Source organism: Lysinibacillus sp. NPDC095746, from assembly GCF_044763535.1.
GTDB lineage: Bacteria > Bacillota > Bacilli > Bacillales_A > Planococcaceae > Lysinibacillus.
This window is the reverse complement of the sequence record NZ_JBIWGL010000007.1, coordinates 37,440-53,909: the sequence shown is the minus strand read 5'-3', so window position 1 is coordinate 53,909 and position 16,470 is coordinate 37,440. Positions and strand designations below refer to the sequence as shown.

Here is a 16,470-nt window from a genome sequence, read left to right as displayed (position 1 = left end):
GAAGCACACCTTTTATTTGCTAGTAAGAGGTGTGCTTCTAAACATTTATTTTGATTTATAAATATTTGTTTCATAAATTATTGCGATTTTGTCATTAATTAATGCCTATTTAAATATATTAGATAATATATTTAAATATTCCTGGTACAACTTGTTATCAAAAGTGGATATGAGAATCGTTAAAGCATACGCTATGAAATCACTCCACGTTTTAATAGAGGCTAATTTTTCACAAAATACTCTTCCTTAAAGATGTTGAAATAAAAAAATAGAACCTTCAATCCAAAATTAAAATTGAAGGTCCTATTGTATTTTGTAGAAACAAATCATTTACATTCTTTGTTTCTACATCCTATTTTATTTTAAACGAAGCGCTTCGTCTGTTGATTCATTAATTTCCTTAAGAAGCTCTGGGTTTTCTGCTAATGACTTACCATAAGATGGGATCATTTCTTTAATTTTTGATTCCCATTCGTTAACATGTTGAGGGAAGCATTTATTGATTACCTCAAGCATAACGTGAACAGCAGTAGAAGCACCTGGAGAAGCTCCAAGTAATGCAGCGATTGAGCCATCAGAAGCACTTACAACTTCTGTACCAAATTGAAGTGTTCCTTTACCACCAGCTTCAGTATCTTTAATAACTTGTACACGTTGACCAGCTACAATAATATCCCAATCATCGCTCTTAGCATTTGGGATGAAATCACGTAGCTCTTCCATACGTTGTTCTTTAGATAACATAAGTTGTTGGATTAAATATTTTGTTAAGCCCATTTCTTTAACCCCTGCCGCTAATAACGTTGTAATATTATGCGGTTTTACAGAAGCAAATAAATCCATATTTGAACCTGTTTTTAAGAACTTAGGTGAGAAACCTGCAAACGGTCCAAATAGTAATGATTTTTTGTTATCAATATAGCGTGTATCAAGATGCGGAACAGACATTGGTGGAGCACCAACTTTAGCTTTTCCGTATACTTTCGCATGATGTTGCTCAGCAACTTCTTGGTTTTTACATACTAGGAATAATCCACTGATTGGGAATCCACCGATATGTTTCCCTTCAGGAATACCTGATTTTTGTAGTAATTCTAGGCTTCCTCCACCAGCTCCAAGGAAAACAAATTTTGCTGTATGGTATTCCATTTTACAGCCTTTTTTGTCGTGCACTCGCACTTCCCATGAACCATCGCTAGTACGTTTCATGCTTTCAACACTATGATTGTAGTTGATGTCAACGTCTTTATTTTTTAAGTGGTCGAATAACATACGTGTTAATGCACCAAAGTTAACGTCTGTACCAGTGTCAATTTTTGTCGCAGCAATAGCTTCATCTGCTGGACGATCTTGCATAATAAGAGGAATCCATTCCTTTAGTTTTTCTGGGTCATCAGAAAATTCCATACCTTGGAATAAAGGATTTTTTGTCATCGTTTCATGACGTTTTTTTAGAAACTCTACATTGTCTTTCCCTTGTACTAAACTCATATGAGGTAAAGGCATAATAAAGTCTTGTGGATTATTGATCAGTTTATTGTTCACTAGATAAGACCAGAACTGTCTTGAAACATGGAACTGTTCATTAACGTTAATCGCTTTGCTAATATCGATTGATCCGTCTTTTTTCTCTGAAGTGTAGTTAAGCTCACAAAGTGCAGCATGTCCAGTTCCCGCATTATTTAATTCGTGAGAACTTTCTTCACCAGCTTTATCGAGCGACTCAAATACTGTAATTTTCCAATCTGGTGCTAATTCTTTGAGCATTGTCCCCAAAGTCGCACTCATGATTCCGGCACCAATTAAGATAACATCTGATTTAATTTGTCTGTTACTCATTTTTACCTTCCTTATATATTAAGATTTGCAGAAAGGATGTATAGCTCTCCTGCTTAAATATCTCAGTAAGCCCTGGAGTAACCTAGGCGTACACCTTTTCTGTATCAATTATTACCTTATTGCAGTGTATCATAATTACATAAAGATTAAAATATCAACTATCTATATGAGAGTTATGTGCTTTTTTCGAGCCTTCCCCTTAATAAATCAAGAGAAAAACCTCCTATTCCACCACAAAGAAAACCAACCTTCATATCAATTATGCCTCAGCATAATTGCGTCCGGAATCAGCTTTGTGCTTGCACAAAGAAATCCTTTCCGATTCTGTGACATCCGCCGGAGGCTTTAACTTCTTTCAGCAGATGTTTGGACACCCGTTGAAAAGTAACTTAAACCTACATTTATCTCACCACCTAAAAGGAGGAGACTTCTGCTGATAGAAGTTAAGTTTTATGGAATAATTGACCTAAATTTGGCTAGCATTTTCATATAATAATGCGGATCTTTTAATATTATATCTATATAATAACATAAAAATATGGAACCAGTCTTGTTTTTGCACCAGCTCCACTACATATAAAAATATAACGAATATTCTTTATAATCCCTAGTGTTATTTCTTTTTTTATTCTAACCAAAAAATCAAATCTCATCCTATTTTTCGACAGTGCTTTTTATTTTCCAGCCGTCTATTTTGAAACCACCCATCTGATGAAATACATGGTTTACTAACAGTTCATATGCCTCCACCATCTTTTGTTTGTCCACTTCTAATAATGCTTTTAAAAACATTTCTGTAAATATTGAATCAGGAAAAACATTTTTTAAATATTTTTTAATATATGTTGGCTCTATAAGATAAGAATGTACTTGATAGTATGGAATGCTTTCTAATCTTAGAAACTGACAGTACTCAGAAAATAAATTAGCTAATGAATTAAAATACACAAAGGGGAAATCTACTCTTTGTTGATCAAAACAATCCTTTAAATTATCTAGTGAATCCCATAGTGAATATTTTTTTATTTCTAAAACTGTTTTATTTAGGTCATCATAATCTTTGTTTAGCCAATGTTTCGCTTCGATTTTTAATTCATTAAGTATGCCCGTGTTATCAAATAAAATTTTTCCTGTAATAAATTGAACCATGGACATTGTTCTTTGGTTTTGAAAATCTTGTTGAAAGTATTTGCGAATTTGTTTTGGTGGATTAGCGAAATATTCTATAAGAAAACCATTCATAACCCTATTTCCTCGCTCTCGCCAATCTACATCTTCAGATAAAATAATATGTACATCTATATCAGAACGCTTTGAAGGATCTCCCGTTATATAGCTCCCGCATACGAGTGCCCCTACAACATCATTTCGATTCTTCCAATCTTTTAAAAACTCTTCAAGTGCCATTTTCCACTCTTCCATAAACATCACCCTTCTTAAAAATCAGACTTTGGAATACCACAATATATTCAAGATTTAATGAAGAACACCTTTTACTTTTTATAAAAAAACACAGCCCATTAGCTGTGTTAAATTATGAAATATTATTTTTTTTATGATGTTTCCTTTGTTTTCTCAATTCGATAATTGTCTCTAAAATGATGTTGTTATTCTAATTAGAACACCCATCTAACCTTTATTTTTTTCTAGCAGCTGCTCGATTTTATGATCAGCACGTAGCAAGACTTGCTTTATTTGTTTACTCTCATTTTCTCTTTGAATCATCTGCTTATACTTATTTTGAAATAATATTTTCAGCTGTTGAACGTTTTGGATTTCCGCTTCTGTCAATTCATCATTTTCATCCGTATTTTGCGACCATTCAAAAAGCATTTTAATTTCTTGAAGTGAAAAACCACATTGCTTTAGTTTACGAATTGCACTAATGATTTCAATATGTTCCCCGTTATACTCACGGTGTTTGTTTTTTAATTCCGGATGTAATAAACCCATTTTTTCGTAATAACGGATCGTATCTTTACTAAGATCCGTACATGTAGCAAATTCACCAATTTTTATGATCATCACCTACTACATTATAAATTTATAAACCAATAATAGTAGTATACAATGGAATATGAAACGAACGATATGGTGACTGTATCTTAGCTGTTTATTTGTTAATAGTCCTTCCGCAACTGTTAATACATGTAACAACACAAATTCTAAAATTAGTAACATCAGTACTAGAGCTTTGTTTGGTAAAAATATTGTTACAACAATACTGATAGATATGACCACAAATAAGAATGTTCGTATTTGAAAGCCATTCTCTTTCCATTGATGCAAGCCTGCAATCCCTGTTAATAATGCGTATACCCCTATCAATACATAAACAATAATATCCATTTACATCACCTCAATCTTTTATTACTTTCACTTTAAAAGATGGAGTTAACTCCATGTCAACAGATTCAAATCAGAAGAGCAGTCATCATTCTTCTAGAACTAAGTTACTAATTAAGTCATAAACCCAATTTCAACTATGAATAGCTCAATCTCTTTCTCCTAATGCTACTTATTTAAAAATATCAGCTAAATAGTTTTGAATAGATCCTGGTAATAGTTGAAAGAATAATCCTTCATATTTGATATCGAGTACTCCAGCAATGAAAATAATAATAATGGTGAATAGTAAAAGGGGCTTCTTATTTTTAGAAATCCACTTCAATAATCTCCCCTCCTCTGAAAAATAATGTTTATAGTTTGCAAATTAAGTATATATTGATTCATGTAATATAGAAACCTAACCTTTTGATCATAAAATCATTCTGTCACCCAAATTGGGGATGTTACATAAATTAAAATAAAGCTGCTTATTTTAAAGTCGGTTTTCTTTTAGCTTCTTTCACGATTTTTTTCATTTTAATAAAGAAAGGAATAGCAATGGTAAACTTTAAATCATTTCGTGGGGTCGTTACTCAGATTGATGATTTTCCGATCGGGCAAAATGGGGAAAAGGAAGGCTGTTATAAGCTTATGACGGTAGAAGATAGTACTCAGGGCATTATCAATTTTGTCGTCTCACCTTCTACTTATTTTGTAAACCAAGAAATTGTAACAATCGGTGATTTGATTACTGGATATTATGATGGGAATGCACCTGTTCCTTTGATATATCCACCTCAATATCGAGCCCTCGTCGTCGTAAAGGAAAATAGCTTTCAAAATGTCAAAGTCGACTTTTTTAATAACCAATTAGTGAGTAGCGATGGTCAATTACAACTAAATCTTTCCGCTTATACACTTATCTTGCTGAAAAATGGGCAACCTTTTTCAAAAAGCCCGGCAAATCGAAACTTAATTGTGATTTACGGTCCTACTACAAGGAGTATTCCTGCACAAACTACACCGTATACAGTAATTGTTTGGTGTTAAGAATAGGTTCGTCACCATAATGTGGGGTTGATTTCCGTTCCTGGGGGCGTCCGAATTCGCGAGGCTCGCTCCAGGGGTCTCGGGCCAACACGAGGTTGGTCACGAAGGCGTTATTACAGGATGTGATGGTTTTAGCCTTCGTTCATCTATATCGCTAATCCCCATGGAGTTGCCAGCCTCCACTCCAATCAACTTATATGGCATACGTATTTACTTAGTAATGATACAAAAACTAAATTAAATGTAAAAAAACACTAAAAATATTTCCCAGGAAAGATGTCAGTCACCCAATTTTTGGAGAGCATGTATTCCAATTCGTTGGATTACAGCCCAGGATCCATCGGAAAAGAAAACGTTATGTTTCCTCTTCTGCCCAACATAGCGCTAATAATCGACTAAAATGTAAAGTTACTACAAGCAAAAGGAATACAATTAAGCGGCTCAAGTCCCTTTTAGGCTAAGCCGCTTAATTGTTTATTTTTTTATCCTCTGTCTACTGCTTGCCTTGCATTTCGTGTAATTGCTGCTTGATTTGCTCTAAGTATTCTTTATTTTGCTGAACTGTATCCAAATGCTCACCAAATTGCTGTGCATTCATGAATGCATTTTCTGCATGTTCGATTTGATTGAAAGCATGCTCAATCGCTATTTCCTCCGGATGTGACTTTGCATGCTTCAACAAACGCTCTGCCTTTTGGACAGAGTTCCCAAACAAAGTACTTGGATGATCCTGTTTCCAGCTCATATCTGAGTGCTTAGCCAATTTTTCCTCTTCCCTTCTTGCCAATTTAATATAAATAATTTAGATATAGTATTGGAAAATGTGCAGAAAATATGTACGGAAAAGCTAATGAATACTCCCCCATTTATTAGTGTACTTTTAATAATCACAATAAAGATTTAATTTTTATACTTCAGCACGGTCAGATTTTTCTATAAATACTTTATCCATTGCAGTTGTTTTTGGTTAAGATATACTAAATTTAATAGTATTTTCTTAAGATAAATTCATATTTGAAAGAGGATAATGTCATTGGAAATGAAGAGGATTCAAAGCGTCGGACAAATCGGAATCCCAGTTAAAGAGTTAGATCGAGCCATACATTTTTATAAAGAAAAACTAGGGCTTTCACTTTTATTTAATACTGACAGCATGGCATTCTTTGATTGTAATGGATTACGTCTTTTGTTAACCTTGCCAGAAAAAGACGAATTTATTTATTCAAGTTCAATTATTTATTTTCAAGTTGGAAATTTAAGCATGACATATGAGGATTTAGTAAATAAAAATGTTACGTTTATCGATGAACCACATGTAGTAGCAAAAATGGGACAAACAGAAACATGGATGGTATTTTTTAAAGATACAGAAGATAATACTCATGCATTCATGAGTGAAGTGCAAGTTTAAGAAGAAAGGAGACCGTCAAAAATACGCGGTCTCCTTTAATAATCCTTTTAATACGCAAGTGTAAATTGCACTTTTTCCGATACGGTACTTCAAGTAACAATTCCTCTATCGTGTATCAATTACATCTAATCACCTTGACTTATGATACGATTCTCCATGACTAGTTTTGATGTAAAGTACTATTCCTGTCATTATTCAAATTATAATCAAGCACCTAACATTTAGGTTGAAATCATCAAGGAGAAACAACATGAACAACAATAAGGACAACACAGAAATCATCTTACTTTCTGATCCATCCGAGTGCTTGATGCATCCGTTTTATAATAAACAAATCGTTTTTACAGGGGCCCTTTCCACGATGACACGTTCAGAAGCTGCGAAAAGAGTACGATCTTGTGGAGGGATTATGCAAGGGACTGTGACACAAGATACAGACTTCGTTATTCTCGGGGACAAACGTCGGGGTATAAGTACGAAACAATTAAAAGCGGAGAAATTAATTAGCCTCGGCCAAGACATTCAAATTATTATTGAAGATGATTTTATGTGGCTCATTTCAATGCAAAAAGAAGAGCTGCCTCCAATTTAAACACCATTCTTTATTCCATCTCATCTTAAAAGGTATGCAAAACAACTATGTTTACATACCTTTTCACCTATTTTATTACTTCAAACTAAAGATCATAAATTCTAAAATGATTTTAATTTGAAAGCTCATAATTCCATTAAAAACTAGAACAGTTCACTAGACGAAGTTTAAAAAATAACACAGCTTAGTTTACTACACAATCCAACTCTAATATAGAACATATCTTATAGTATCCTAGCAAAAGGAGGTGATAAAATGGTACAAATTCTTGATTACCAAGCAACCGAACCTCTAAGTACGTTTAACCCAGAAACTGCTTTTCCAATTCCGCAGGCACCATTTAAAATTCTTTTAGCTTCGATTCAAATAAACATCCCAGGCACCGCTTCAAGAAACAATAATGTTGAACTACTTGCAAGCATCGGCGTGGCTGGAGTTACTAATATTTCCCAAATTGTATTTAGAGTCTTCCGTAACGGGAAAGAGATCTATAATACGCAAGATGGAGTAGAATCAGCTGATTCAGAACAAAATTACATATTTACCTTCCAAGCGATTGATTCCAATTTGATAGCTGGTGCTAACTTCTATCAGGTTTTTGCTGAGAATATTACACCCAACACACAAGCAAACATTGTTGGACCGATTTCTTTTAGTGGCCTAGCTAAAAGTTAACGATAATAGTTCTTACTATGCCTCTTGATATGTTTATGCCCCATGCAAATTTAAGGCATACATGATCAATTTTTTAAGAGTGTTCATAGAGTGAGACGAATGCTTTAAGGCATATTAATTAAAAAAATAAGCTGTACAGAAGTTATTAAAATTTAACTTTCTATACAGCTTATTTTTCGATTATATTATACTTTCCTAGTATATAAGATCTTTATCTCTAGCGAAAATCACTATTCAACATTAGAAAATGTTACTACCCTCATTTATTAAAACTGACATTATTGAATTTGTATAAATGAAAACCACCAAAACGCTGACACTCCAACGTTTTAGGTGGTTCTTTTCATAAACCGCACTTACTTATGATACGGTTCACCCTTCATAATTCTAAAACTTCTATAAATCTGCTCCACCAAAACAAGCTTCATTAGCTGATGCGGTAATGTCATTTTTCCAAAGGATTGTTTCTCATCAGCACGTTTCAATACATCATCGTGTAAACCAAGAGAGCCACCGATGACGAATGCGATTTTACTTTTGCCGTAGGTCATGAGGGATTCAAGATCTGCCGCCATTTGTTCAGAGGTTTTCATTTTGCCATTAATGGCTAAGGCGATAACGTATGTATCTGGGTTGATTTTAGATAGAATACGTTCACCCTCTTTTTTCTTTACAATTTCCATCTCTGCTTCGCTTAGCTGCTCGGGCGCTTTTTCATCTGGTACTTCAATTATATCCATCTTTGCATAGCCACCGAGGCGTTTTACGTATTCATCTATTCCCATTTTTAAATACTTTTCTTTTAGTTTTCCGACTGATACAATCGTTATATTCACACGTTATCCACCTTTACATTTCATTTACAAACAAATTATCCACAAAAGTTATCAACATATCCACAAGCGATTCCTATATCTTGTGTAAAGTTATTTACTTGATACAAGATATTCTGCAGGTCGTTCACAGTAGCTACATTTTGTGGATAACTTTTCATCCTCTTCGATTTTATCCATAATTGGGAACTCTTTTTGCTCAGCCACAAACATGTCTAAAGCGTGTTCTATATGGTTTTCACAGCTGTATTTTTCCATTTTTGCACCTCTTCTTATTTTCCGAAATTTCCACAAACTTATTCACAATTCAGTCTATGTTATCCACAATCCATTGTAACAAAGGTCAGGCAAGTATGGAAGAATAGGCTTTCTATCACCACTCGCACTGTATATGTTATTATTCACAATTTTCTAGTTATCCACAATATTTTCTAATTCTAAATCATTCAGTGAACGTTGCGGCGAGGTGAATTTCAACTCAGAGGTTACTCGTTCTCACTACTCACCAAGCTTGAGCAAAAGTTTTGCTGAAGAGCTATACTTTAATATGACACCTTACTATCATTGACTCAACAACAAAAAATCAGTGGGGACCCTATCATCCCCACTGATTTTTAATTTACAACGAATCGCTATTTGTTAATGTTAGTGATAGATCCACTAATTTACCTTGGCGGTATACTTTCATCGTTAATTTATCACCAATTTTTTTGTGGTTATATAAATGTTTGCGTAAATCGATTGCTGTTTCGATTTTTTGGCCATCCATTTCAACAATAACATCGTATTGTTTAACGCCTGCTTTTGAAGCTGGAGAGTTCGTCACAACATCTGTAATAACAACACCTGTTGTTACGTCTCTTGGTAATTTTAACGTTTCTTGTTGGTAGAATGACGGAACATCCGTTAAGTCTACTAATGAAATACCCATTGTTGGACGCTTCATTTCACCATTTTTCTCTAATTCCTCGATAATTGGAATTGCTGAGTTAATCGGAATTGAGAAGCCTAAACCCTCAACAGAGGATTGCGCAATTTTCATGGAGTTAATGCCGACTAATTCACCAGCAAGGTTTACAAGTGCACCACCACTATTACCAGGATTGATAGCTGCGTCTGTTTGTAATACTTCTTGCTGCCAATCTATAGTACCATCACCGTTTATGTCAACTGGTACAGAACGATCCTTACCAGAAACAACACCTGTAGTAACAGAGCCATAGAATTCTAAGCCAAGAGGATTACCAATTGCAATTACTGTTTCACCTTGTTTTAATACATCTGAGTTACCAAATGTCGCTACTGTCTTAACATCTTTAGAGCTGATTGAAATGACCGCTAAGTCTGTCCAAACATCATGACCAACTATTTGTGCTACTTCTTTCGTTCCATCAGGCATTGTAACTTCTAACTGCTTTGCATCTTGAATAACATGGTTATTTGTCACGATAAAGGCTTTATCACCTTCAACTTTGTAAATAACACCTGAACCGCTTCCCGCAGGCTGTTCTGATGAGGATCGTGGACTCCAGAATCCGCCAGTTGTCACTTCTTGAATATTTGTAATCCCTACAACAGCCCCTGAAGCCTTATCTACTGCTTTTGTAACGTCAGTTGTCACTTCTGTTGCAACCTGATTAATGGTTGTTTCATTTTTATTACTTGCGCTACTTGTTGTTGTACCTGGCATTTGATTGACCAGTCCAGGCATCATGAGCCAAACGAGTAAAGCGCCTATGATAACGCCGATAAAACCGGTAAATAAATAACCACCTTTACCTCCGCCACCGCCTTTCTTTTTATAACGCTTCTCTTGCGTTTCTCGCTCCTCTTGTTCGAGTCGCTCCTGAAGAGGTGACTTCTGTATTTCATCATTTTTTAATAAATCATTATTTTTATCATCATCTTGAAAATAGCCCATTTACCTCATCCTTTCGTTTATTAAGTATTTGCTAGTTGTTACCCTAATATTACAATTCAAACATTAAAATCAGATGAAAAATAAATAAAATGGACATAAAAATGGCTGTTCAATGCATTTTCTATAAATGTCATTGAACAGCCTCGATATTTTACCATTAAACGGTTACTAACTTCGTCGGCTCTTCTGCATCAGTATCAAATAAATTTAAATACTCACCGACAATAATGCCGCAAGATTGCAAAGTTTGTGTAACACTCATGCGTGCAAGCTCTTTCATATTATTATCTTTACTTAAATGTGATAAATATATATTTGTTGGCTTTTCAAATACTACTTCACTCATTGCGATAGCTGCATCCTCATTTGAAACATGCCCTACATCACTTAAAATACGACGTTTTATAGACCATGGGTAACGCCCCATCTGCAGCATATTCACATCGTGGTTACTTTCAAATACAAAGGAATCAGCACCACGAATAATCCCTTTCATACGGTCACTAACATAGCCTGTATCCGTAATAACAACAAGTTTACGCCCATTTTCATGAAAGCTATAAAACATTGGATCTGCTGCATCATGTGATACCGCAAAAGATTCAACAGCCAATGAACCAAAATGCTTTACAGTATCCATTTCAAATTCAAAACGTTGCTCTAAGGGTATATCGCCAACTAGCCCGTCCATCGCCTGCCACGTTTTGGCGTTAGCATAAACAGGTACATTATATTTTCGTGCCAATACACCTATTCCTTTAATATGATCACTATGCTCATGTGTAACGAAAATGCCACTTAGCTGTTTCATATTGCGGTCGACTTTTGTAAATAGTTGCTCCATCTTTTTGCCACTAAGACCCGCATCGACAATAAATGCATGCTCGTCATTCTCTACATAAATCGAATTTCCTGTACTGCCACTTGCTAAAACACTAAATCGCATTATTCAACTCCCCAGTCTTCCTCTTCAGCCTTTTGCTTGTCTCCTTGGATTTCAATAATTTTTCCATCGATAGCATCCACGAAGTACTCTTCTATTTCTCCGTCCGGTAATTCCACTTGTACTTCCCATGTTGGTATCAACACTTGCGTTTGCGTTAAATTACTAAATGTCGAGTAACCTAACTTCACATGTTTAATACGCGATTCTGATTTTAATAGCCCTTTATTATAAAGTGTCTGGAAAATTTGAAGTGGTGGTATGACCGTTTCCTGCTGCTCCATCTCTTCGATATTATCAATCATTGTCTGCTCATACATTGTCACTTCGTTTTCTAAATTCCACTGTACTTTTAATAAGGCACTATCATTATAATAGAACATTCGATTATTTTTCTTTTGGAAGAAGATTGCGACTCGTTCCTCACGATCTACCTTCCATAATGCATATGAATCTCCATCTTTAACGTTTGTATGGACAAAATCGGTAAAGCTTGCATCATCACTTATATTTCGTAATTTCACAGGGTTAATAAAATTAACACGTATATGTGCATGTTTCTCATCAGTGAAACTTACTCGCTGATTATCATCGTTAACAATATTTTTAAAATTATGCACTTTTCCTGTAATGTAAGAAGCTGATTCATTACTATTCGGCAGTGGTCCATACGTAATATTATCATCTTTCAAACGGGCTTCTATTGTTTTTTCACCTAGTATTTCTACGCTCTGCGCTTCATTATAGCGATTTAAATATAACCAATACAAAAAGATATTCAAGATTAAAAAAACGAATATAAAAATAGACTTTGTTCTATTCCAATCCATTTTTGACACCTCCTAATATTTCAGGCGTCAGTTTTGTCGATATACCATTACGAATAACAAACCAGCATGGCTCTAATGTCACTATTGTGCTTTGATCATAGGTTAAATAGAAACCCACAACAATATCATCTATATCTGATAAAGCAATGTTATCTAGCTTTTTAATCTTTTCAACGATTTCCGATCCTGATGGAAGTTCCTTCATCTCTTTTTCGGATGGAATATCTTTCTCAAAAGAAAAGTATGGACGTTTGTAGCGGAACATACGATTATCTCCCCAAACGGTTGTAATTCGGTTTATAGCCTGATCACTATAAATCGGTAATCCATGTAAATATAGCTGATAATCCAATTGATTATTGCTTGTACTTGTTGAGGCTAAGCGATAATCATCTGTAAAACCTCCGTGTTCATTGATAAATTCAAAGCTATCCGTAAAGAGCTTAGAAGGCTCTATTCTTACACTACTTTCTGCAGCTGGATATACATAGGTTAATGATTTCACCTTCGAATCAATTACCATCCGTGACATGCCATCGTGATATTTTTCAGTAGTTGCACTTTCATCAGTACGCACGACATTGTTTAGATTTGTAAATACCACATTTTTAAATAATTCAGGTTTCTCTTCGATAAAATACGTATATTTTGCAGATTCAATTTTATCATTTGCAATATATAGTGAGGTAAAGCCATCTCGCTCCACTTCTTTAAAAGTGTTGTATGTTTTCGCTGGCTCAATAATATTTCTTACAAATTGATTAGCATTTTCTAGACTTACACGTGAACGCATTAATAATTCATTATTGCCACTAATGAAAAAGACCTGTAAATATTTGCTACTATAATTGCTCCAATCTATAATCATACGATTGAAGGTTGTTTCAGGTAGCTCCTTATCGGCGAACTGAAAAATCGTGTTAAAGGCAGAGTAAGGAATCTCACCAGGGAAAAAGACGGTCATACAATTATTAGAACGAATCATATTGTTTACAGTGTCCGCCTTAAGATTAGTGTCCATGGGCATTAAATCTAGGATATTCCACCCATGAAACGCTTCCATAATATCTACCATTGCACCATTAGATACGGTTCCGGTAAATTCTTTATCAAAACGGTAAATGGCTTTATAAGGACGAATTACATCCTCTGGTTTTTTTTGTGGTCCGATTAAAATTTCTTTTCCTTCAGTCTGTTCAATAAATTTATAATCTGGCGTGTATGTCCAAATCATAAAGGTTAAAACAACACTTAGCACAACGAGTAGGAATAAAACAACTGATTTAACTGGTTCTATATATTTCATTCCCACTCACCTGCCTCGTCAAAATCATCTAAATTAAGTGGTAATGTAAAGAAAACCGTTGTTCCATGCCCTTCTTCACTTTCAGCCCATATTTTACCGCCATGAGCTTCAATCATTTCCCTGGCAATAGCTAGACCTAGACCAGTGCCTCCCATAGAACGAGCTCGAGCTCGATCCACTCGATAGAAACGCTCAAAAATACGTCCTACATTTTCCTTAGGAATTCCCATACCATCATCGGAAATCATAACCTTTAGCATATCTCCTTGCGCTGTAAAGCCAAAGCGAATATTACCGCCATCGGGAGAATACTTAATAGCATTAGAAATAATATTATCGATAACTTGTGTCACCTTATCCGTATCGATTTCTACATAATAAGATGCCTCTGGGAATAAACGTTCAAACATCACTTTATCTGACTTAGACATTTCAAAACGATCGATAATACGGTTAAAGAATGAATTAAAGAGAACAATGTCTTGATTCAGTTCATAATCTGAACTATCCATTCTTGATAACTGCAATAAGTCATTTACTAAGCGGATCATACGCTCTGTCTCTGTTTGTGTGACATTCAAAAATGTTGGAGCAATATTTTCATCTTTCCATGCACCATCTGCTAACGCCTCTAAATAACTGCGCATCGTCGTTAACGGTGTCCTTAATTCATGTGACACATTTGATACAAATTCCCTACGATCCATCTCTATTTTTTCCTGTTCCGTAATATCGTGTAATACGGTAATTAGACCATTAATAAAGCCCGTTTCTTTTTGAATAACAGAGAAATTCGCACGTAAAATATACGGTGCGTCTGCTGTACTGAAATTTAAATTCACCGCATCATTCATGTGAATTAAATCCTCAAAACTATACTCTTGGTCAATTCCTAAAACAGATGCAATCGGTCGGCCTAATGTAATATCTCTTGAAATATGCAGCAGCTCTAGTGCGGGGTCATTAATAAGAATAATACGCCCTTTTCGATCTGTTGCTATAACGCCATCCGTCATATTACTAAGGACCGAATCGAGCTTTCGCCGTTCCGCCTCAGTAGTAGATTGTGCCTCCTGCAAGCGATTTGTTAAATGATTAAAGGTTATAGCAAGCTGCCCTATCTCATCTGTACCATAAACCCGCACTTTTCGAGAATAGTTACCTTTTGCCATCGCTTGAGCCTGCTTACGCATATCTGAAATTGGCTGTGTAATTGTTCGTGCCACTAAGATTCCTAAAAAGATAGTAATGACTAAGGACACTGCTGTACCACCAAGGAAAATACGGTTAATGTCATTCACTTGTTCAAAAACAGATTCAATATTTGCCTCAATATAGAGTACCCCTATAATTTCATCATCAGGTCCTGCACCATCTCGAATTGGCGAAGCTAACACCCACACTCGATTTCTTGTTTTATTATCCAGTTTAATGTTTTCAAATAATGTTTCTGCAGAGATAGCACGGCGTACGAGGTCATTATTCGAGCGCTGTCCAATCAAACTTTGATTGTCTATCTCAGATGTGGCGCGAATACGCTGCCTATTATCGATGACACGGATTTCTAAAATATCTCCTTTAGAAAGTTCCTTCAACCCTGTGGAAAATTCCATAACAATCGTTTTCAAGCTCTCTTCAAGAGTTGGCATACTTTCATCGCGCTCTTTTAACATTTCTTCACGAATGCTATATTGCATTAAATCGACACGTTGAAAAATGGATTGTCGGAAGTTGTCTTTTAAATTTTGCTCTAATTCACGCGCAAAATAAATTCCTATTATTTGCAAAGCAAGTAGGATTAGCAAAATATAAATTAGTACTAGCTTGACATGAATTGATTTAAAGAAGCTAACTTTCTGCATTCCTTGTTACTCCTGTTCAGGATTTCGTAAATAATAACCTACACCACGGCGTGTTACAATCCAAGCCGGATGACTAGGATTGTCCTCTATTTTTTCTCGTAAACGACGAATTGTTACATCTACTGTTCGTACATCACCGAAATAGTCATAGCCCCACACAGTTTGTAGTAAATGTTCACGCGTCATTACTTGACCGATATGCTTCCCTAAGTAATGTAATAGTTCAAACTCTCTGTGTGTTAGTTCAATTGCTTCATCACGTTTCAATACTAAGTAAGCATCTGGCTGAATAACAAGCGAGCCTACTACAATTTCATTAGACTCTTCTTCAACCTCTTCGGCAGTAGGGGCTACTACCTGTAAGCGACGCATATTTGCCTTTACACGTGCAATAAGCTCACGTGTACTAAATGGCTTTGTCACATAATCATCTGCGCCCATTTCTAGTCCTAATACTTTATCAATCTCAGACCCTTTTGCAGTTAGCATAATGATAGGGAAATCATATTTTTTTCGTACTTCTCGACAAACTTCCATCCCATCACGCTTCGGTAACATTATATCTAAAAGCATTAAATCTGGTTGTTCTTCCTCAACCTTCTCTAGTGCCTCATCTCCATCATAAGCACAAATAACTTTGTACCCTTCTTTTATTAAATTAAACTGTAAAATATCTGCGATTGGTTTTTCATCGTCAACAACTAAAATGGTCTTGTCCATATTTTTTCTCCCTTTCGCTTTTTATCTATTTTTAAACGATTGTATTTATCAATTATGCCTCGGCATAATTGCGTCTGGATTCGGCTTTGTGCTTGCACAAAGAACTCCTTTCCGAATCCATGACATCCGCCGGAGGCTTTAACTTATTTCAGGGGACATC

General features: G+C 35.3%; 18 protein-coding genes. 4 read left to right on the top strand and 14 right to left on the bottom strand.

Translation table 11 applies throughout. The annotated features are described in order from the left end of the window. Nucleotides 1-357: 357 nt before the first annotated feature. The 5 genes from ACIQ7N_RS07095 to ACIQ7N_RS07075 form a co-directional block, all read right to left on the bottom strand. Nucleotides 358-1,839, bottom strand: coding sequence for a malate:quinone oxidoreductase (locus ACIQ7N_RS07095; protein WP_402931138.1), 1,482 nt, complete (start codon nucleotides 1,837-1,839; stop codon nucleotides 358-360). Nucleotides 1,840-2,493: 654 nt separating this feature from the next. Continuing rightward, a complete protein-coding gene (locus ACIQ7N_RS07090; protein ID WP_402931136.1) occupies nucleotides 2,494-3,261 on the bottom strand; it encodes a nucleotidyltransferase domain-containing protein in 768 nt (255 codons plus the stop codon). A gap of 207 nt (nucleotides 3,262-3,468) precedes the next feature. Further along, entirely contained in the window at nucleotides 3,469-3,864 is a 396-nt protein-coding gene (locus ACIQ7N_RS07085) for a MerR family transcriptional regulator (RefSeq protein ID WP_402931134.1), read from the bottom strand. Nucleotides 3,865-3,870: 6 nt separating this feature from the next. Further along, the gene (locus ACIQ7N_RS07080) at nucleotides 3,871-4,188 is read right to left on the bottom strand and encodes a hypothetical protein (protein WP_402931132.1); all 318 of its coding nucleotides are present in this window, start codon (nucleotides 4,186-4,188) and stop codon (nucleotides 3,871-3,873) included. A 169-nt stretch (nucleotides 4,189-4,357) separates the two neighbouring features. Next, the gene (locus tag ACIQ7N_RS07075) at nucleotides 4,358-4,510 is read right to left on the bottom strand and encodes a hypothetical protein (RefSeq protein ID WP_402931130.1); all 153 of its coding nucleotides are present in this window, start codon (nucleotides 4,508-4,510) and stop codon (nucleotides 4,358-4,360) included. Between the two features lie 215 nt (nucleotides 4,511-4,725). Here ACIQ7N_RS07075 and ACIQ7N_RS07070 point away from each other — a divergent pair, with 215 nt between their 5' ends. Beyond that, nucleotides 4,726-5,217 carry a hypothetical protein gene (locus ACIQ7N_RS07070; protein ID WP_132362549.1) on the top strand — a complete coding sequence of 164 codons (492 nt, stop codon included), beginning with the start codon at nucleotides 4,726-4,728 and terminating at the stop codon, nucleotides 5,215-5,217. A gap of 493 nt (nucleotides 5,218-5,710) precedes the next feature. On the opposite strand, the gene ACIQ7N_RS07065 is transcribed toward ACIQ7N_RS07070, so the two are convergent. Continuing rightward, the gene (locus ACIQ7N_RS07065) at nucleotides 5,711-5,980 is read right to left on the bottom strand and encodes a hypothetical protein (protein ID WP_132362547.1); all 270 of its coding nucleotides are present in this window, start codon (nucleotides 5,978-5,980) and stop codon (nucleotides 5,711-5,713) included. Between the two features lie 276 nt (nucleotides 5,981-6,256). On the opposite strand from ACIQ7N_RS07065, the gene ACIQ7N_RS07060 reads away from it, so the two are divergent. The 3 genes from ACIQ7N_RS07060 (at nucleotide 6,257) to ACIQ7N_RS07050 (ending at nucleotide 7,895) form a co-directional block, all read left to right on the top strand. Then, on the top strand, nucleotides 6,257-6,628 hold the full coding sequence (locus tag ACIQ7N_RS07060) for a VOC family protein (protein ID WP_402931252.1): 372 nt from the start codon (nucleotides 6,257-6,259) through the stop codon (nucleotides 6,626-6,628). 250 nt (nucleotides 6,629-6,878) lie between these two features. After that, complete coding sequence (locus tag ACIQ7N_RS07055; RefSeq protein ID WP_402931127.1) at nucleotides 6,879-7,220, top strand: BRCT domain-containing protein; 342 nt, start codon at nucleotides 6,879-6,881, stop codon at nucleotides 7,218-7,220. A gap of 255 nt (nucleotides 7,221-7,475) precedes the next feature. Next, nucleotides 7,476-7,895 (top strand): exosporium protein C, encoded by a 420-nt coding sequence (locus ACIQ7N_RS07050; protein ID WP_402931125.1) that lies wholly within the window; start codon nucleotides 7,476-7,478, stop codon nucleotides 7,893-7,895. Nucleotides 7,896-8,251: 356 nt separating this feature from the next. Here the strand turns inward: ACIQ7N_RS07050 and rlmH are convergent, their stop codons facing one another. The 8 genes from rlmH to yycF form a co-directional block, all read right to left on the bottom strand. Continuing rightward, a complete protein-coding gene (gene rlmH / locus ACIQ7N_RS07045) occupies nucleotides 8,252-8,731 on the bottom strand; it encodes a 23S rRNA (pseudouridine(1915)-N(3))-methyltransferase RlmH (protein ID WP_323654815.1) in 480 nt (159 codons plus the stop codon). A 90-nt stretch (nucleotides 8,732-8,821) separates the two neighbouring features. Beyond that, entirely contained in the window at nucleotides 8,822-8,986 is a 165-nt protein-coding gene (locus tag ACIQ7N_RS07040) for a CxxH/CxxC protein (RefSeq protein ID WP_132362535.1), read from the bottom strand. A 361-nt stretch (nucleotides 8,987-9,347) separates the two neighbouring features. Then, entirely contained in the window at nucleotides 9,348-10,649 is a 1,302-nt protein-coding gene (locus tag ACIQ7N_RS07035) for a S1C family serine protease (protein ID WP_402931123.1), read from the bottom strand. A 157-nt stretch (nucleotides 10,650-10,806) separates the two neighbouring features. Beyond that, complete coding sequence (locus ACIQ7N_RS07030) at nucleotides 10,807-11,595, bottom strand: MBL fold metallo-hydrolase (RefSeq protein ID WP_132362531.1); 789 nt, start codon at nucleotides 11,593-11,595, stop codon at nucleotides 10,807-10,809. Next, the gene (locus tag ACIQ7N_RS07025; protein ID WP_132362529.1) at nucleotides 11,595-12,422 is read right to left on the bottom strand and encodes a two-component system regulatory protein YycI; all 828 of its coding nucleotides are present in this window, start codon (nucleotides 12,420-12,422) and stop codon (nucleotides 11,595-11,597) included. Before ACIQ7N_RS07025 ends, ACIQ7N_RS07030 begins: the two co-directional genes overlap by 1 nt. After that, entirely contained in the window at nucleotides 12,409-13,728 is a 1,320-nt protein-coding gene (locus tag ACIQ7N_RS07020; protein WP_402931121.1) for a YycH family regulatory protein, read from the bottom strand. Before ACIQ7N_RS07020 ends, ACIQ7N_RS07025 begins: the two co-directional genes overlap by 14 nt. Then, on the bottom strand, nucleotides 13,725-15,590 hold the full coding sequence (gene walK, locus ACIQ7N_RS07015; RefSeq protein ID WP_132362525.1) for a cell wall metabolism sensor histidine kinase WalK: 1,866 nt from the start codon (nucleotides 15,588-15,590) through the stop codon (nucleotides 13,725-13,727). Before walK ends, ACIQ7N_RS07020 begins: the two co-directional genes overlap by 4 nt. Nucleotides 15,591-15,596: 6 nt before the next feature. Further along, the gene (gene yycF, locus ACIQ7N_RS07010) at nucleotides 15,597-16,310 is read right to left on the bottom strand and encodes a response regulator YycF (RefSeq protein WP_049662630.1); all 714 of its coding nucleotides are present in this window, start codon (nucleotides 16,308-16,310) and stop codon (nucleotides 15,597-15,599) included. Between the last annotated feature and the right edge of the window lie 160 nt (nucleotides 16,311-16,470).